Annotated in this window: 19 protein-coding genes; 2 read left to right on the forward strand and 17 right to left on the reverse strand. The window is 28.8% G+C overall.

Annotation, left to right across the window (positions count from 1 at the left end):
• Positions 1-211: 211 nt before the first annotated feature.
• Positions 212-1,459 (reverse strand): serine hydroxymethyltransferase, encoded by a 1,248-nt coding sequence (locus tag ATCC9714_RS13995; protein ID WP_057545754.1) that lies wholly within the window; start codon positions 1,457-1,459, stop codon positions 212-214.
• A gap of 329 nt (positions 1,460-1,788) precedes the next feature.
• On the opposite strand from ATCC9714_RS13995, the gene ATCC9714_RS14000 reads away from it, so the two are divergent.
• Together ATCC9714_RS14000 and ATCC9714_RS14005 are read left to right on the forward strand one after the other, a co-directional pair.
• Positions 1,789-2,505, forward strand: a complete 717-nt coding sequence (locus tag ATCC9714_RS14000; protein ID WP_101509444.1) for a threonine/serine exporter family protein — start codon at positions 1,789-1,791, stop codon at positions 2,503-2,505.
• Positions 2,505-3,074, forward strand: coding sequence for a threonine/serine exporter family protein (locus tag ATCC9714_RS14005; protein ID WP_075809328.1), 570 nt, complete (start codon positions 2,505-2,507; stop codon positions 3,072-3,074). Before ATCC9714_RS14000 ends, ATCC9714_RS14005 begins: the two co-directional genes overlap by 1 nt.
• 37 nt (positions 3,075-3,111) lie before the next feature.
• On the opposite strand, the gene ATCC9714_RS14010 is transcribed toward ATCC9714_RS14005, so the two are convergent.
• The 16 genes from ATCC9714_RS14010 to yajC all read right to left on the reverse strand — a co-directional run bounded on the left by ATCC9714_RS14010 (position 3,112) and on the right by yajC (position 19,606).
• Positions 3,112-3,552 carry a SoxR reducing system RseC family protein gene (locus ATCC9714_RS14010; protein ID WP_021122518.1) on the reverse strand — a complete coding sequence of 147 codons (441 nt, stop codon included), beginning with the start codon at positions 3,550-3,552 and terminating at the stop codon, positions 3,112-3,114.
• Positions 3,553-3,562: 10 nt separating this feature from the next.
• Positions 3,563-3,853, reverse strand: coding sequence for a metal-sensitive transcriptional regulator (locus tag ATCC9714_RS14015; protein ID WP_021122517.1), 291 nt, complete (start codon positions 3,851-3,853; stop codon positions 3,563-3,565).
• 95 nt (positions 3,854-3,948) lie between these two features.
• Positions 3,949-5,739 (reverse strand): aspartate--tRNA ligase, encoded by a 1,791-nt coding sequence (gene aspS / locus ATCC9714_RS14020; RefSeq protein WP_021127774.1) that lies wholly within the window; start codon positions 5,737-5,739, stop codon positions 3,949-3,951.
• A 52-nt stretch (positions 5,740-5,791) separates the two neighbouring features.
• A complete protein-coding gene (gene hisS / locus ATCC9714_RS14025) occupies positions 5,792-7,054 on the reverse strand; it encodes a histidine--tRNA ligase (RefSeq protein WP_021127773.1) in 1,263 nt (420 codons plus the stop codon).
• Complete coding sequence (gene hemZ / locus ATCC9714_RS14030; protein ID WP_057545753.1) at positions 7,044-8,519, reverse strand: coproporphyrinogen dehydrogenase HemZ; 1,476 nt, start codon at positions 8,517-8,519, stop codon at positions 7,044-7,046. The genes hisS and hemZ overlap by 11 nt, the downstream gene beginning before the upstream one ends.
• 36 nt (positions 8,520-8,555) lie before the next feature.
• Positions 8,556-9,176 (reverse strand): MBL fold metallo-hydrolase, encoded by a 621-nt coding sequence (locus ATCC9714_RS14035; protein WP_021127771.1) that lies wholly within the window; start codon positions 9,174-9,176, stop codon positions 8,556-8,558.
• A gap of 13 nt (positions 9,177-9,189) precedes the next feature.
• Positions 9,190-9,639, reverse strand: coding sequence for a D-aminoacyl-tRNA deacylase (gene dtd / locus ATCC9714_RS14040; RefSeq protein ID WP_021122507.1), 450 nt, complete (start codon positions 9,637-9,639; stop codon positions 9,190-9,192).
• A gap of 11 nt (positions 9,640-9,650) precedes the next feature.
• Complete coding sequence (locus ATCC9714_RS14045; protein WP_057545752.1) at positions 9,651-11,858, reverse strand: RelA/SpoT family protein; 2,208 nt, start codon at positions 11,856-11,858, stop codon at positions 9,651-9,653.
• 74 nt (positions 11,859-11,932) lie between these two features.
• Positions 11,933-12,445, reverse strand: a complete 513-nt coding sequence (locus ATCC9714_RS14050; RefSeq protein ID WP_021127768.1) for an adenine phosphoribosyltransferase — start codon at positions 12,443-12,445, stop codon at positions 11,933-11,935.
• A 10-nt stretch (positions 12,446-12,455) separates the two neighbouring features.
• Positions 12,456-14,900, reverse strand: a complete 2,445-nt coding sequence (gene recJ, locus ATCC9714_RS14055) for a single-stranded-DNA-specific exonuclease RecJ (RefSeq protein ID WP_057545751.1) — start codon at positions 14,898-14,900, stop codon at positions 12,456-12,458.
• 13 nt (positions 14,901-14,913) lie between these two features.
• Positions 14,914-16,578, reverse strand: a complete 1,665-nt coding sequence (locus tag ATCC9714_RS14060) for an ABC1 kinase family protein (RefSeq protein ID WP_054631301.1) — start codon at positions 16,576-16,578, stop codon at positions 14,914-14,916.
• An 86-nt stretch (positions 16,579-16,664) separates the two neighbouring features.
• Positions 16,665-17,165, reverse strand: a complete 501-nt coding sequence (locus tag ATCC9714_RS14065; protein WP_021122495.1) for a gamma carbonic anhydrase family protein — start codon at positions 17,163-17,165, stop codon at positions 16,665-16,667.
• 5 nt (positions 17,166-17,170) lie between these two features.
• Entirely contained in the window at positions 17,171-18,544 is a 1,374-nt protein-coding gene (gene scfB / locus ATCC9714_RS14070) for a thioether cross-link-forming SCIFF peptide maturase (RefSeq protein ID WP_021127765.1), read from the reverse strand.
• Positions 18,545-18,687: 143 nt separating this feature from the next.
• Positions 18,688-18,831, reverse strand: a complete 144-nt coding sequence (scfA, locus tag ATCC9714_RS14075) for a six-cysteine ranthipeptide SCIFF (RefSeq protein ID WP_021122491.1) — start codon at positions 18,829-18,831, stop codon at positions 18,688-18,690.
• A gap of 65 nt (positions 18,832-18,896) precedes the next feature.
• A complete protein-coding gene (locus ATCC9714_RS14080; protein ID WP_021122490.1) occupies positions 18,897-19,259 on the reverse strand; it encodes a TIGR04086 family membrane protein in 363 nt (120 codons plus the stop codon).
• 65 nt (positions 19,260-19,324) lie between these two features.
• Positions 19,325-19,606, reverse strand: a complete 282-nt coding sequence (yajC, locus tag ATCC9714_RS14085; RefSeq protein WP_021127764.1) for a preprotein translocase subunit YajC — start codon at positions 19,604-19,606, stop codon at positions 19,325-19,327.
• Between the last annotated feature and the right edge of the window lie 9 nt (positions 19,607-19,615).

The raw sequence follows: 19,615 nt of genomic DNA on the forward strand, positions 1-19,615 counted from the left end.
ATTCTTTAAAAAAGAATTTATATAATTAACCTACTGTTTAATTTTCAAAGTTCATGTTTGCCCTTTTCTTAAGGACAAGTAATACTATACCACCTTATTTTTATAAGGTCAATACTTTTTTATAATTTTTTATTAATTTATTTTTTTATATTGTTTATTCTTTAAATAAAATACACTGCGAAGCTTTAACTTCGCAGTATATTTTTCACTTCTACTCATTAAATATATTATATTCATTGTATAAAGGATATTTAGTTGTTAAGTTAATAACTGTTTCCCTAGCCTCTTTTTCATTATTATGAGTTAAGCATAAATCTATAGCTTTTGCTATATCTACCATATCTTCTTCTTTCATTCCTCTAGTAGTTACAGCAGGTGTCCCTAATCTTATTCCACTAGTTACAAATGCTCCATTTGGATCAAATGGTATAGTATTTTTATTAGCTGTTATATAAGCTTCATCCAGCCTTTTTTCAGCTTCTTTTCCAGTTATCCCTTTGTTTGTTAAATCCAACAAAATCAAATGATTATCTGTTCCATCTGTAACTAAATTAAAATCTCTTTTTATAAGCTCTTCAGCAAGCTTCTTTGCATTTTTTACTACTTGATTTTGATAATCTATAAATTCAGGTTCTAATGCCTCCTTAAAAGCCACTGCTTTAGATGCTATTATATGTTCTAGTGGACCACCTTGTGTTCCTGGGAATATGGCTTTATCTATAGCTTTTGCATATTTTTCTTTGCAAAGTATTACTCCTCCTCTTGGCCCTCTTAGTGTTTTATGAGTAGTACTTGTTACAAAATCAGCTACTTCACATGGGTTTTGATGCAATCCAGCTGCTACAAGCCCTGCTATATGAGCCATATCCACCATTAACATAGCCCCTACTTCATCAGCTATTTCTCTAAACTTTCTAAAATCAATCTCTCTTGGATAAGCACTAGCTCCTGCAACTATAAGTTTTGGTTTTATTTCATGAGCTTTTGTTCTTATGTCATCATAATCTATTCTTCCATCTACTCCACTTACTCCATATTCAGTAAAGTCAAAATACTGACCTGAAATGTTAGCTGGTGAACCATGAGTTAAATGTCCGCCTTGAGATAAGTTCATTCCCATAACTTTATCCCCAGGTTTTAATAAAGCAAAGTAAACTCCTATATTTGCATTTGCTCCAGAATGAGGTTGGACATTTGCATGTTCTGCTTTAAAAATTTTCTTTAATCTTTCTATAGCTAAAGTTTCAACTTCATCTATGTATTCACATCCACCATAGTACCTTTTTTCTGGATAACCTTCTGCATATTTATTTGTTAAATGGCTCCCCATAGTTTCCATAACCGCCATTGAAACTACATTTTCAGAAGCTATTAACTCTATATTTCTTTGTTGTCTATTTAATTCTCTTTTCATACTATCATAAATTTCCTTATCAACTTTTCTTAAATTTTCAAACATTGCAATCACCCTTCCTTAGTAAATTAAAATATATATTCCCAAAGTCGAATTTTTCTAAACTCTTATTATTTATATATTATTTTTCACAAGTAAATATATCCTATTTTGCATATTTTTTTCATGTTCAAATTTTATTTATTTTCAAATATATTTTAAATCGTATTTATTGTTGATATATAGTAAATAAATATATGTAATATAGTAAGATATTTGATATAATCTTTATTATTATATTTATTTTGGAGGTGTATTTTTTGGATAGAGAACTTAAGCAAGATCAAGAAAGAAAAAAAAGTATCTTTAGACTTGCTCTTTTTACCGGCGAACTTATGCTTCGCAATGGTGCAGAGACATATAGAGTTGAAGATACGGTTCTTAGAATTTGTAACTCCAGAGGGTATCAGCATGTAAACGTATTTACATCCCCTACAGTAATAATTATTTCAGATGAAAGATTCGATGGTATAACCTTTATGAAAACAATAAAAAATAGAGGTATCAATATAAATAAAATCGATCTTTTAAATACATTTTCTCGAGAATTTGTCTCTAATAAAGACTTATCCATTGAAGATGCAATAACCTCATTAAAAACTATAGAAAAAGTTAAATCTTATAATCAGTGGGTTGTTTACATAGGTACTGGACTTGGATCTGCATGTTTCTCAGTATTACTTGGATGTACACTTATAGATTTTATTTTTACATTTATAACATCTATTTTTGCAGTAATAATATATGATAAAATGTTTGGAATTAGTGGAATACCATCATTTGCTACACTTACTGCTGCAATATTTATAGCAATTATTGGTACATCTTTATCTAGCATAGGAATACTAAGTCAACCAAATACACTTATAGTAGGTTCTATAATGCCTCTTCTTCCTGGGGTTTCATTGATAAAAGGTTTAAGAGATCTTATCTCTGGAGACTTAATTTCAGGAGTTGCTAGAGCATTTGATGCAACATTAACTGCAGTCGCAATAGCTGTAGGCGTAGGTTTCATCTTAGAAGTATGGCTTAGATTAGGAGGTGTATTATAATGAGTAGTATGCCACTATCTCTACACTTTGTATTTAGTTTCATTTGTACAATTGGATTTTCTATATTTTTAAGCGCACCAAAAAGATCACTTCCTTATGCTGGATTAATTGGTGCTATAGGTTGGGTTTTATATGTTTATTTATTTAGAGTGACTAATAATCCTATTTTATCAAACTTTATTCCAGCCACAATTGTAGGAATAGCAAGTGAAGTTTTTGCAAGATATTTAAAGCAACCAGCTATTGTATTTGTAATACCAGGTATAATTCCATTAGTTCCAGGATTAGGAATGTATAATACAATGCTTTACTTGGTTCAAGAAAATTATGAGTTAGCAGCTTCAACTGGGGCAACCGCTTTACTAGTAGGTGGAGCAATCTCACTTGGTATATTGCTTGTAACATCATTTGTCAAAACTATTAATACAATTAAATTAAAAAAAGCTATTTCTAGTTTTAACCATGTAATAACTAAAAAAGATTCCAATTACGAAAATAATATAATGACAGAAGATGTAAGTTTAGACAATGACGACGATGATGATGAAAATTATGAAAATGAAAAATAGATATATAAAAAGAGCTATTCTAACTGAATAGCTCTTTTTATATATCTATAGTATTTATTACCTTCGTTATTATTGGTATATAATTTCTACTTTCTCTAAATTTTCTATCTTTGCTTTTTATTAATAAATAAGATATTATAGTTAAAACTATACCTATAAATCCACTTAATACTTCTTTATTCATACCTATATCTATAAAATTAAAAATTCCATATGATATTATAGTTCCTCCTAATAGAGCAATAAGTGGTACTATATAGACTATAGCTGCAGCTTTTATTACATTGACAGAGTCCATATTAACCTCTACATAGTCTCCTACTTTAGCTCCTATATTATTATCTACCTCTACTATAATATCCTTTTTATCTGTAGATGATGCACATTTACCACAAGCTGCACAAGCTGAATGCTTTTGCATTTTTATTTTTGCAGTTGTTCCATCAACTAGTTCTATAACATAGCCACGCTGATTCATATTACTCCCCCTATTTAGTAAATTTATTTATAGTCTGCATCAACTCAGAGATTAATGCATCTGACTGCTCAAAATCACCGTCTTTAATAGAATTTGATACACATCCTTTAATGTGATTTTCTAAAATTATATTTCCTACTTTATTTATAGCTGATCTTATAGCAGAAATTTGGACTAAAATATCTACGCAATATCTCTCATCCTCTATCATTTTTTGAATTCCCTTTACTTGACCTTCTATTCTATTTAATCTTTTTATAAGTGCTTCTTTATCATTATTATTAGCTAATTTCTTTTCCATATCCAACCTCTTCTCTATTCATATATTATATTATATACCATTTCTATAAAAAAAAATAAATACTGCTAAATTAATTTAGCAGTATTTATCAAATATTACTTTTCTTCTTTTATATCTACTTTTATGCTTAATTCTTCTAATTGAGTTTCTTCTGCAATAGCAGGAGCATTTGTCATAGGGCAAACAGCACTTTGATTTTTAGGGAACGCTATAACATCTTTTATATTAGTTGTTCCAGCAAGTATCATTATAAGTCTATCTAATCCAAATGCCATACCTGCATGAGGAGGTGTTCCATATTTAAATGCTTCTAATAAGAATCCAAATTTTTCATTTGCTTCTTCTTCTGTAAATCCTAAAGCTTTAAACATTTTTTGTTGAACGTCAGCATTAAATATTCTAACACTACCTCCACCTACTTCATATCCATTTATAACCATATCATAAGCTTTAGCTCTTAAAGATGCTTTTTCATCACCTTCTAATCTATCTAAATCTTCATCAAGTGGAGATGTGAATGGATGATGTTTAGCTATCATTCTTCCAGTTTCTTCATCTTCTTCAAATAACGGGAACTCAGTTACCCATAACATTTCATACACATTGCTATCTAATATATCTAATCTTCTAGCAACTTCTAATCTTACTTGTCCTAATGCATCAAATACAACACTATCTTTATCTGCAACAAATAATAATAAGTCTCCTGCTTGAGCATCCATCCTATCTAGAATAGCAGTTATTTCTTCTGGAGTAAAAAATTTAGCTATAGGAGATGTAACTTCTCTATTTTCTCCTACTTTCATCCACGCAAGCCCCTTAGCTTTATAAGTTTTTGCGTGATCTTCTAATTTCCCTATTTGTTTTTTAGAGAAATCTTCAGCTTTTCCTTTAACATTTATACCTCTTACACTCATTCCAGGTTTAGTTGCATTAGCAAATACTCCAAATCCACAATTAGCTACTAAATCAGATATATTTGTTAATTCATATCCAAATCTAGTATCTGGCTTATCTGATCCATATCTTTCCATAGCCTCAGCATAAGTCATCTTTTTAAGAGGTAATTTTACTTCAACATCTAAAACTTCTTTAAATATTCTTTGTACCATTTTTTCCATAACAGACATAACATCTTCTTGCTCAACAAAAGACATTTCACAGTCTATTTGAGTAAATTCTGGTTGTCTATCAGCTCTTAAGTCTTCATCTCTAAAACACTTAACTATTTGGAAGTATCTATCCATACCACTTACCATTAATAATTGTTTAAATAATTGTGGTGATTGTGGTAATGCATAAAATTTTCCTTCGTTAACTCTACTTGGTACTAGATAATCTCTAGCTCCTTCTGGAGTTGGTTTTATTAAGAAAGGCGTTTCTATCTCAAAGAAATTATTTTCTGATAAATAATTTCTAACTATATTAGCCACTCTACTTCTTAACATTAAGTTCTTTTGCATTGATGGTTTTCTTAAATCTAAGTATCTATATTTTAGTCTTAATTCCTCAGATACATTATCATCATCTTTTATGTATATAGGTGGTGTTTCTGATTTATTTAATAGTTTTAACTCTGTTGCAAATACTTCTATATCTCCTGTTGGTATGTTTGGATTTTTAGAAGATCTTTCAGCTACTTTACCTTTTATCGCTATAACATATTCAGACCCTAATTTTTCTGCTTTAGCAAAAGCTTCTTCATTAACATCTGTATCAAAGATTATTTGGCATATACCACTTCTATCTCTTAGGTCGACAAATACTAATCCACCTAAATTTCTTTTTTTCTGTACCCATCCCATAAGTACAACTTCTTCACCTATGTTAGATTCTCTTAAGTCCCCACAGTAGTGAGTTCTTTTTAATCCATTTAGAGTCTCCATATCTTATCCTCCATATATCATTTATGTCAATATCATAAATTTAATTATTAATTTATAATCTATTCTTTAGCTCTTTTACTAGTTCACTTAATTTTATAGTAGTTTGTTCTGAAGTACTCATATCTTTAAGTTTTACTTCATCATTAGATAATTCATCATCACCTATTACTACTGTATATTTAGCATTTATCTTATCTGAGTATTTAAATTGAGCCTTTAGGCTTCTATCTAAATGATCTTTATCTGCACTTATATGATTTTCTCTTAATTCTTTTAAAATTTTAAAACTTCTTGCTTGAGCATTTTCTCCTATTGTAGCTATGAATATATCAGTAGACTTAGGATTTTCTATTTCAATATTATTATTTTCAAGAGTTAATAATAATCTTTCAACTCCTAAGGCAAAGCCTATACCACTAATGTCTTTAGGTCCACCTAATTGTTCTACTAATCCATCGTATCTTCCACCACCACAAACTGTACTTTGAGCTCCTATATCATTTGATACTATCTCAAAAGCAGTTTTTTTGTAGTAATCTAACCCTCTAACTATCGTTTTATCTACTTTGTAGTTGATGCCCATTTCAGTTAGATATTCTTGGACTTTATCAAAATGCTCCTTACAGTCATCACATAAGTGGTCTATCATATAAGGAATATCCTTTATATTTTCTTTGCATACTGGATTTTTACAGTCTATAACTCTCATTGGATTTTTTTCTTTTCTCTCATTGCAAGTTTCACATAACACATCGCTTTTTGCATCAAGATACTCTTTTAATATTTTGTTGTATTTTTCTCTACAAGTAGGACATCCTACAGAGTTTATACATGTTTCTAAATTATTTAATCCCACTTCATTGAAAAATTGTACCGCCAAAGCTATGATTTCTGCATCTATAGATGGATTATCACTACCTAGTGTTTCAACTCCAAACTGATGGAACTGTCTTTGTCTACCAGCTTGAGGTCTTTCGTATCTAAAACATGGAGTTTGATAAAATAATTTTGTAGGTTGAGTATCTGCATACATCTTATGCTCTATAAAGGCTCTAACTACACCTGCTGTACCTTCTGGTTTTAAAGTTATACTTCTTTTTCCTTTATCTTCAAATGTATACATTTCTTTTTGGACAACATCCGTAGTTTCCCCAACACCTCTTTGGAATAATTCAGTGTGTTCAAAAATAGGAGTTCTTATTTCTTCGTATCCAAATAATGAGCAAACTTCTCTAAATTTATTTTCAAGATAACTCCATTTATATGCATCTTTTGGAGTTATATCCTTAGTACCTCTTGGAGCTTTAGTTAACATTTTTGTAAACCTCCTTTACCTTTCTTTCTATCATTTCTTCAATTCTCTCTATATATAGTTCTACATTTTTAACATTATCAGTTCTTTCTATTCTATCTTCGTCTACATATACATATTTACTTATAGCTCCTGCACCTACAGCTAAATTACTTTGCTTTTCTTCCATTATCTGAATATTGTATATGCATTCAAACCCTTCCTTTGAATATCCTATATTTTCCAAGTTTCCAAGCATATGCTTTTGTCTATACATATAATATGGGTTAAGCCCCATATCTTTTGCATATTCCATTGATAATTCAATCATTTTTATCATTTCTTCATATCTTGTTAGTTCATATTTATCTAAGTTTTCTTTTAATGTAGATGCTCTTTTTATTGCTAAAGTATGAACAGTTAAACTTTCTGGATTTAGTTCTTTTATTTTTTCTAAGGTATTTCTAACCATATCTAAATTTTCATCAACTAATCCTAATATAATATCCATATTTATATTATCAAAACCTAAACTTCTAGCTAATTTAAAACAATCTACTATATCATTAACATTATGATCTCTGCCTATTTTGATTAGAGTTTCATCATTCATAGTTTGCGGATTTATACTAATTCTAGTTACATTATGTTTTTTCATAACTTCTAACTTTTCTTTAGTTATGGTATCCGGTCTTCCAGCTTCTACTGTAAATTCTTTTATATTAGTTAAATCTAACTCTTTAAATAATGCATTTATTAATGTATCTAGTTGATCTGCTTCTAGTGCAGTAGGAGTTCCTCCTCCTATATATAAAGTTTCTATTTCTTTATTAGTATCCTTCAATAATTTAGCTAATCCTTTAATTTCTTTTATAAGTGCTTTTATATAATCATCTCTTAAATGTCCAAATTGTTTCATAGGATTTGCTGGAAATGAACAGTAAACACATCTAGTAGGGCAAAAAGGTATACTTACATAAAGTGAAATTTTATTTTTATCTATAGGATATATAAATACTCTTTCTCTTTTTGCTATATCTAAAGCTAAATCTATTTTTTCATCTTTTATCAAGTAATTATTTTTAAGTATTTCTCTAATTTCTGGTTCACTTATGCCTTTATCTAATAAGCTATGTACAATTTTAACAGGTCTAATACCAGTTAAAACTCCCCATGGAACATAAGTCTCAAATACTTTATCTAATACTTTAAACATACTTCTCTTTATTACTGTCTTTGTTTTTTTCTTTATTTCTTCATTGTTTAATTTAGTTATATCAAAACTTTCTTGTTTTGATATAACTAAATTTTCACCTTCATAGTAATTAGTTAAACTGTTCACTTCATTAGAATCTATATTTACGCTATTTATTATTCTTTTATCATATTCTTCATTATCTTTTATAAATCTAAATTGAGTAGTAAATAATTTTAATAATTCTGCTACTTCATATTTGTAGTCATGTCCTTTTAATTCAACACCTAACATTTAAACTACTCCTTTTTCTTTAATAATAAGAAGATTCTATTTTGCCATATATGGGTTGGTAGTTTTTTCTATACCCATTGTAGTGTTTGGTCCGTGTCCCGGATATACAATTATATCATCTTCATAATTTCTTAATCTACTAAGTGATTTTTGCATTTGCTTATTATCTCCACTATATAAATCTGTTCTACCCATACTACCTGCAAATAATGTATCTCCTGTAAACATGTGGTTTCCTACTCTTACACACATTCCACCTTTAGTGTGTCCTGGAGTATATATGAACTTAAGTTTTAAATCTCCTAAGTTTATACTATCTCCATCATTAACATATTTATCTGCATCAAACTCTGTAGCTCCACAATTCATTCTATAGCTTAAGTTTTTCTTTTTATCTAATAATATTTCTTTTTCATTACTATTTGCTATTATACATGCACCTGTAACTTTCTTTAACTCTGGAACACATCCAATGTGATCTCCATGTCCATGAGTTAATATTATATACTTAACATTTATAAAATTATCTTCCATATATCTAAGCAAATCTTTTATATCTCCACCTGGATCTATAACAGCACCTTCTCTTGTATCTTTATCTGCTATTAAATAAGTATTTTCTCCAAAATAATGATCTACAAATTTTTCTATTATCATGATTTTATCCCCCTTAAAAAGTTTTTTCTGAATCTATCAGTATTGTAACAGGTCCATCATTTACTAGGTCTACCATCATATGTGCCCCAAATTTTCCTGTTCCAACTTTGATTCCTTCTTTTTTAGCCTTGTCTATAAATTCTTCATATAAACTTGTAGCTAAGTCTGGTTTAGCTGCATTAGTAAAGTTTGGTCTTCTTCCTTTTCTACAGTCACCATATAGCGTAAATTGAGAAACCACTAATAATTCTCCATTTACATCTTTAAGCGATAAATTCATCTTGTCATTTTCATCTTCAAATATTCTTAAATTAACTATTTTATCTAATAAATAATCTACATCTTTACTTGTGTCTTCATGTGTTACTCCAAGTAATATTAGTAATCCTTTATTTATTTCTCCTATAGTACTTTCATCTACAATTACCTTAGATGAAGCTACTCTTTGAACTACAGCTCTCATTCATGTCCTCCTTAGTTTATAACTCTATAAATATTTTCTACACCTGGAATTGACTTAATTTTTTTCATTAAAAAGTTTAAAGTTTCTATACTATCAACTTCTACAAGTAAATTTATATTTACTATATTGTCTTTACTTTTTCTTGCATTTATTCCATTTAAAGATACCTTTTCTATTGCTACTATATGGGTTATATCATTTATAACTCCTCTTCTATCTTCAGCTTGAATTTGTATCTCTGCTTCAAATTTAGCACTATTTGATGTTTCCCAAGAAACTTCAACAAGTCTATTTTTAAAATATTCATTATCTAAATTAGAGTTTGGACAATCTTTTCTGTGAACTGCAACTCCTCTTCCCTTAGTTATATACCCAATTATTTCATCTCCTGGTATAGGATTACAACATTTAGCAAATCTAATTAAAATATTATCTACACCTTTTACTGTTATACCTTGAGGTGAAGTTTTCTTTCTTTTTTTAGTAAATTCTTGTTCTCCTATACTATGTTTGTTTATATCATCAATTTGTTTATTTTCTATAGATTTCTTTGCAAATTCTTTTTCATATAATTCTTTTACCTTAGGAACTACTTGTGATGACATTATTCCACCATACCCAATTGTAGCAACTAAGTCTTCTACTGTTGGCTGATTAAATTTCCTAGCCATTTGTACCATATATTTTTCAATAGCAGGGTCTTTAGTAGGCACTCCATATTTTTTAAAATCTTTTTCTAGGATTGCACTACCTCTTTCTATATTTTCTTCTCTTCTTTCTTTTTTAAACCATTGTCTAATTTTTGATTTAGCATTAGGTGTTTGTACTATATTAACCCAATCTCTACTTGGTCCATTTGAGTTGGCAGATGTTAATATCTCTACTATATTTCCATTTTCCAGCTTATAATCAAGTGGTGCTATTCTTCCATTTATTTTAGCCCCTACACATTTATTTCCTACATTTGTATGAACTCTGTATGCAAAATCTATTGGAGTTGATCCTGCTGGCAGTTCAATTACATCTCCTTTAGGAGTAAATACATAAACCTGACTATTGAATACATCATCTTTTAATGCATCCATAAATTCTTGTGGATCCTTTAAGTCTTTCTCCCACTCCATCATTTGTCTTAGCCATTGAAGTTTTTCTTCTAATTTATTTTCTTTTACATTAGTCTTTCCTTCTTTGTACTTCCAGTGGGCAGCAATACCATACTCAGCTATATTATGCATTTCTTTAGTTCTTATTTGTATTTCTACAGGTTCCCCGTCTGGCCCTACAACTATTGTATGTAAGGACTGATACATATTTGGTTTTGGCATTGCAATATAATCTTTAAATCTTCCAGGTATTGGTTTCCACAACGTATGGACCATACCTAAAACAGCATAACAGTCTTTTACTGAATTTACTATTATTCTAACAGCCATTAAATCATAAATTTCTTCAAAATCTTTATGCTTATTTTTCATTTTTCTATATATACTATAGAAATGTTTTGGTCTTCCATATATATCACACTTTATATTTACTTCTTCAACTTTCTCCTTAAGAATATCTACGATTTTCTCTATATAAGCTTCTCTTTGACTTCTTTTTTTGGCTACCTTTTCAACTAAATCATAGTAACCTTCACTATCTATATATCTAAGAGCAATATCTTCTAGTTCCCATTTTACTTTATAAATTCCTAGTCTACTAGCTATTCCTCCATAAATTTCTAGTGTTTCTGTAGCTTTAGATTTAGCTTTTTCAGGAGGCATATACTTTAAAGTTCTCATATTATGTAATCTATCTGCTAACTTTATAAGTATAACTCTTATATCCTTTGACATAGCTAAAAACATCTTTCTTAGATTTTCAGCCTGTGTCTCTTCTTTGGATTTATACTTTATTTGACCTAATTTTGTAACCCCATCAACAAGATCTGCGATTTCTTCCCCAAAATCATTTTTTATATCTTCATACGTATATTCAGTATCTTCAACTACATCATGTAATAACCCTGCCGCTATTGTTTGCATATCAAGTTCCATATCGCAAAGTATATTAGCAACAGCTATTGGATGTATAAAATATGGCTCACCGGATTTTCTTAATTGACCTTCATGTGCTTTTTTGCCGTAGTAATAAGCTTTTTCTATTAAGTCAATGTCTCCATTAGGGGCATATTTTTTTATTTTTTCTATTAATTCTTTTAATTGCTTATCTTGCATATAACCACCTATTTTATATTATAAATTTTGATATATATGAAAATAGTTGGCTTTTTACCAACTATTGAACTTCCTTAATATTTTATAAGTGAGTTTACATGGTAGTTAGATAATTTCTCTGCACCTTTTAACTCTTCTAATTCTATTAAGAATTGCATAGAAACAACTTCTCCACCTAACTTTTCTATAAGTTTAGCAGCAGCTTCCATAGTTCCTCCAGTAGCTAATAAATCATCAACTATTGCAACTCTTTGACCTGGCTTTATAGAATCTTTATGAATCTCTAATGTATCAGTTCCGTACTCTAATCCATATTCATATTTTTCTACTTCTCCTGGTAATTTTCCTGGTTTTCTAACTGGGACAAACCCTATGCCCATTCCATATGCAACTGGAGTTCCCATTAAGAATCCTCTTGCCTCTGGTCCAACTATCACATCAACATTTTTATCTTTTAGATCTGCTATTATTTCATCTACGGCAAACTTAAATGCTTCTCCGTTGCTTAATAAAGTTGTTATGTCTTTAAATCCTATACCTGGTTTTGGGAAATCTTTTATCTCTCTTATTGAATCTTTTAAGTTCATTTAAATCCTCCTAATAGCTTTGCTTATATTTATCTTTAAGTTGATTAAGCCCTTGTAATATATTACTAGAACCTAAGTCAAGCTTAGAACTTGGTTTAGGCATAATTTCCATAGTTAAAACTTTACTTTCATCATCAATATTAAAGTTTATCAAATTCATTTCTTTAAACACGTTTAACATAGCAAAAAGTTTTATAGGTGCTATGTTCAAATTAGATTTAATTTCTAATATATTAATTTGAATTTTTTTATATTTAGAAATTAACTTGTATAAAGTTATAAATTCTTCTCGTTCAGGAATTATACTGTTTATTATATTATTTATATATATTAAATCACTTTTACTATAATATTTTATAATATCACATTGATCATTTCTATATTCATATAAAAGCGAATAATCTTCTATATTATATAAATAATCATAAAGAATAATATTATTATATCTTTTTAAGTCTATTTTATCAATATAAGGAAAGAATATAACTTGAAGTTTATCATTTATATCTGATACTATATTATAATTTACATCAAATTCATATTCAGTTAAAGATATATCTGATATAGATTTGAAAAAACCATTTATAGAGTTAGTGATTATTAAACTCTTTTCATTTATATAGTCAAAGATGTTTATATCCTCATCTCCACTTATATTTATACTTTGAATATCATAAGGTTCATTTGTTTTTTCTAAACTAGGTACTATACTTTTAAACAGTTTTATACAGTTTATATTTTTGCTTAAATCTTTAGGATACGCTAACCTTATATCTTTTATTAAAAATTGGATTTTTCTACTTCCCATATAATTATTTTCATCTAACTGGAATAATACATCTACTTTATCACCTATATCAAAATTATCTGCAAGATAGGCCATATTAAATCCAACACACTCGTATACTTTTTCTTTTTCTAAGTTAACCTTTAGATGATTTTTTTCTTTTCCCATTCTAAATATAGTTCTAACTTCCATATTCCTAATTATAAATTTAGGTGTTGGGTTACTAACTCCAAAAGGTTCTAAATTATGTAGTTCTTCTATTAAATTAAAATCTATAGAATCTTCATTTAACTCAAATTCTACATTTATATTTTCTACCATATCTTCATCTGAAAGATTGAAATTTGCAATTTCATTTACTTTATTTCTAAGTTTATCTATATTATCTTTATTCATAGATAACCCTGCTGCCTGTTCATGTCCACCAAATTTTCCAAGTAAATCAGAACATTCAACTAAAGTATCGAATATGCTAAATCCTTTTATAGATCTAGCAGATCCTGTTGCTTCATCACCTTCTATTGTTAACAATATTGTAGGCTTGTAGTACTTTTCTGTTAGTTTAGAAGCCACTATCCCAATAACTCCGTGTTGCCATCCCTCATTTGCTATAACGAGAACTTTATCATCTTTATATCTTTCATTGCTAGATATTATATTTTCTGCCTCCTGATACATTTTAGCTTCTATCATTTGACGTTCATTATTTTTTTCTTCTAGTAAAGTTGCTATTTCAACTGCCTCTTCTTTGGACTTTGTTGTAAACAGTTCAACTCCTAAATATGAGTATCCTAGTCTACCTGATGCATTTATTCTTGGTCCAATTGAAAATCCAACATGAGATGAACCTATTTTATCGGTATCTATTCCACATACATTTATAAGCTCTCTAAGTCCTTGATTTTTACCATCTTTCATTAACTTCAATCCATTTTTTACTATGATTCTATTTTCATCAATCAACGGAACTATATCACATATTGTTGCTAAAGTGACTATTTCTAAGTAATCATACATAGTTTTTTCAAATTCTTCTTTAGGAGTAAGTGCTTGTATCAATTTAAAAGCTACTCCACATCCGCATAACATATCAAATGGGTATTTACAATCTTCTTGCTTTGGATTTATAACTGCATATGCATTAGGTATGCTTTCTTGTACTTCATGGTGATCAGTTATAATTACATCAATTCCTAAATCATTAGCTAAATCAACCTCTTTAACAGATGTTATTCCACAGTCCACACTTATTATTAAATCACAATCTTGTTCACTTAAAACCTTAATTGCATCTTCATTTATTCCATAACCTTCTTCTAATCTATTTGGTATATAAAACTTTACTGGATATCCAATAGATTCAAAATAAATACATAAAATTGATGTTGAAGATACTCCATCTACATCATAATCTCCATAAATCCATATATTTTCTTTTTTTTCTATAGCTAAATTTATTCTGTCTACAGCTTTTTGCATATCCTTCATTAAAAGCGGATCTCTCAAATATTCTAATGACGGATTTATAAATATTTCAGCATCATTTTCACTTTCTATGCCTCTATTTTTTAATATTTGTCCTATTTCCGGGGAAATCTTCAGTTTTTCACTTAAATCATATTTTTTTATTTTATCTTTATACTTAAGTGTCCATTTTTTGTTAAACATAGACAGTCACCCCCTATTTTTTTATATACTCAGACCTAACTATCTTAATAACTAATAATATTCCTACTAAAAAAGAAACTATAAATCCTGAAAATGCCAGTATTTTAACCCATAAACTATTATTTACATTAGGTGATGCTATAATTAATGAAGATCCAACTAAAAGCGCAGCTAAAACTAAACTTAAAGAAAGTTTAGTAGCTAAATCTGTAATTGTTTTTTCTAGTTTAGCGAACTTAACATCTTCTATATGAATTTTTATATTGTTTCGTTCTATATTTCTTAATATCCCTTTTAATTGTTTTGGAATCACTTTCATATCTGCTATAGCTTCTTGAGCGCTTTGCTTAGACTCTTTTACTAAATTTTGAGGATTAAACCTATTTAAATAGTAATATCTCATGAAAGATTTTCCTGCAATAGTTATTGAAAAGTTTGGGTTAAGTTCTCTTGCTGTCCCTTCAAGTGTTATTAGCGATTTAACTAACAAAACTAATTGTGGCGGCATAGCAATTTTATATGTTCTACAAAATCTAAATACTTCATTTAGTATATCACCTAAATTTAACTTATCTATAGGAACATCATAGTAATAATGCATTAGATATAATAAATCTTGTCTTAATCCATTTAAATTTGTATCATATGAAATCAAATCCAATTCCATCATTAAGTATATTATTCTATCTATATTTCTATCTACGGCCGCTAATGTAATAGAGTTTAATATATTTAATGTTTTTTTATCGATTATTCCTATCATACCAAAGTCAATATAAGCTATACAATCTTCATTTATTACAAATATATTTCCTGGATGTGGGTCTGCATGGAAAAATCCATATTCAAAAATTTGTTTGAATATAGAGTTTATACCTATTTCGCTAATTTTATTAGTATCCCATCCTAACTCTTTCATTTTGCCTATGTCACTTAATTTTACACCAACAATTTTTTCTAAAACCAATACTTTTTTTGTGGTATATTCCATATAAATTTTAGGTATATATACCTCTTTAGTATTAGCGAATATATTTTGAAATTTAAGTCCATTTATAGCTTCAAAATTATAATCTAATTCCCTAAGTAACTGAGTCTCAAAATCTTCAATTATACCTTGTATATCAACATTTAAATCTTTATTAAAATCTTTTACTGCTCCTGCTATAGTCTTTAGTATTTCCACATCAGACTTTATTGTATTTTCAACATTTGGTCTTTGAACTTTTACTATAACAGTTTCTCCACTTTTTAATGTTGCTTCATATACTTGACCTAAAGATGCCGCTGCGATTGGCTCTTTATTAAATTCTAAAAATATATTTTCGATCTTTGAATTTAATTCTTCTTCAATTATGTTTATAGCTATATCTGTATCAAAAACTTCTACATTATCTCTTAATTTAGCTAGTTCATCTATTATATTTTGATCTAGTAAATCTTTTCTTGTGCTTAGTATTTGGCCCAGCTTAACATATGTAGGCCCTAACTCTTCACAGGCTTTTCTTAAGCGCTCTCCTGTAGACATATTTTTAATCTCTGCAGGTGGATTAGTTATAGGTATTTTGTAAGCTACACCTTCTATATTAAGTTTTTCTACGACTATGCTAAAACCATATTTCATAAGTATTTGAACTATTTCTTTATATCTTTTTAAATGTCTATAACTTACCTTCATATTTAACACCTAGCCTTAGTTTAAATAATATTTATTAGTAAGAGAACAAAGGACAATATATTTTATATTGCCCTTTTCTTAGTAATCTACTTATAATTATTTGCTGTTTCTACATATTTTAATGCAGAGTTAACAAGATTTTCTTTTTCTTCATCTGTAAGTTCTCTTACAACTTGAGCAGGCGATCCCATAGCAAGTACCCCTGATGGTATCTTTTTGTTAGGTGGAATTAAGCTTCCAGCACCTATTAAAGTATGCTCTCCTATTTCGGCTCCTCCTAATACAATAGATCCCATACCAATTAATGTATTATCACCTATCTTACAGCCGTGTATAAGTGCTTTATGACCTACTGTTACATTGTTTCCAATTTCAGTTTTTGAATTATATTCTATATGTATAACCGTTCCATCTTGTATATTGGTATTCTCACCTATAGTTATTGAATTTTCGTCTCCTCTTATTACGGCATTATACCATATATTAGAATTTTTCCCGATTTTCACATCACCTATAATACATGCAGATTCTGCTATAAAAACACTTGAATCAATTTTGGGCTCTTTTCCTTTATACCCTTTTATCACAATATCTACTCTCCTTCTAACATTAATCTAGCTTGTATCATTATAGAACATTCAGTACGTTTCTTTTGCATTTCACATCCTAATTGATATGGTTTCATCACATCACCATTAAAGTTTACTGCATTTGCATGACATCCACCTGAGCAGTAAAACTTATTCCAACAGTTTTGACAATCTTCCTTACTGTAAACATGTGCGTTTTTAAATGTATCTGTTAATTCTCTTGGTATTACTATTTCTTCATCATTTATGTTTGCAAGTTTATACTCATCTTTACCAACAAATTGATGACATGGGTATATATCTCCATTTGGAGTTATAGCTAAGTACTCATTACCTGCTCCACATCCTGTTATTCTTTTTATGACACAAGGTCCTTGATTTAAATCTATCATAAAGTGGAAAAACTTAAAGTTTTCTCCGTTTAATAATCTATCAGAGTATTTAATCGCTAACTTTTCATACTCATTAAATACTGTATCCATATCCTCTTCTCTTAATGCAAATGGATTGCTTTCATCATCTACAACTGGCTCTACTGATGTAAGTTCAAATCCCTCATCTGCAAAATGAAGTACATCTTTTGAAAAGTCTAGATTTTCTCTAGTGAAAGTTCCTCTAATATAGTAGTATTTGTCCTTAGGTCTACTTTCAACTAATTTTTTAAATTTAGGCATTATTATATCATAGCTACCTTTATCATTTAATGTAGGTCTCATTCTATCGTTAACTTCTTTTCTACCATCTAAACTTAAAACTACATTATGCATATTCTCATTTATATATTTAATCTTATCATCATCTAATAATATACCATTTGTAGTTATTGTAAATCTTATATTTTTATTATTTTCCTTTTCTACACTTCTTCCGTATTCAACAAGTTGCTTTACAACTTCAAAGTTCATTAATGGCTCTCCACCGAAGAAGTCAATTTCTAAGTTTTTTCTATTTCCTGAATTAGCTATTAGGTAATCTATAGATTTTTTACCTACTTCAAAACTCATTAATTCTTTAGCTCCACCAAAGTCACCTTGCGCAGCAAAACAATACTCACATTTTAAGTTACAATCATGTGCAACATGTAAGCATAAAGCTTTTACAACTTTTTTTCTATCTATAAAGTTAGGATGATGTTTATATGTATCTTCTGTATATAATAATCCTTCATCTTCTAAAGTTTTTATTTCATTATAAGCTTCCTTTACTTGACTTTCTGTATAAGAATCACTTAAAACATCTATTATCTCATCTAAAGACTTTTCTTTGTAGTGGTCTAATAAGTTATATGCTACTTCATCTACAACATGAACTGCTCCACCATTTACGTCTAAAACTATATTGTATCCGTTCATTGAAAACTTATGTATCATACTCATAATATGCCCTCCTAGTTTGTTATATCTATATATTATCATATAAATAGGCTTATGGCCTACCTATGTTTTATATCCAAAATTTTTAATTTTACTTAAAAAAAGCAGCTTATATGGCTGCTTTTCTTTGTTAAATAATAAATTTATTATCTCTCGCACTCTTGATTTGCAACTGTACAAGAAGTTTTACAAGCAGATTGACAAGAAGTTTGACATTCTCCACATCCACCTTTTGCCGCACTTTCTTTTAAAGTAGCTTTAGATAAAGTTTTTATATGCTTCTTTTCCATTTTAACTACCTCCTATCTTCATAAACCTTTTTTGATTATATCATAAAATTTACATAAGTGGAAATTTATTTAAAGTTTACGCCTAAAACCCCACCTATTCCTCCTGCTATAGATACCAATAATATTTTGTACATCATAGTAACTTCAAACATAAAAGAATCTTTAGCTAAAAACACTACAATCATTAAACAAACTATGTACAGTAAACCAACTAAAACTCCATATAAAAGTCCTTTTTCTTTTATTTTCATAGATGCATAAAATCCACCAAAAGCAGAAGATGCTGTTGTTATTGTTGATGTGGCTACCGCTATACTATCAGCTGACATACTTGTAAATGTGAGTAATAAGTTATAAACTAATAAACATACTAAAGTTATTATGTAAGCATATCCTAATCCTTTACAAATACTGCTTGATTTTTCCATAAAAAAACCTCCCCTCTCATATAAAATATATTCAAGGGAAGGTCTTGTAATTACAAATATTATCTTTATTTTTCGTTTATTTCTTTAGTTTCAGTAGATGCTATAGCCCATTTTTCAAATGGTACTTTTGTTCTACTTGGTCCAATTTCTAATATAACAACATCCTCTTCAACTTTAGCTACATTAGCTACTATACCACCTATTGTAACAACTTTAGACCCAACATTTAAATTTTCTCTCATCTCTTTTAATTGTTTGTCTTTTTTCTTTTGTGGTCTTATTAAGAAGAAATAAAATATTGCAAAAAATACAACCCACATAAGTATCCCTACTACAGCTTGAGGCATATATATCAC

The organism is Paraclostridium sordellii (assembly GCF_000953675.1).
In the GTDB taxonomy this organism is placed as follows: Bacteria; Bacillota; Clostridia; order Peptostreptococcales; family Peptostreptococcaceae; genus Paraclostridium; species Paraclostridium sordellii.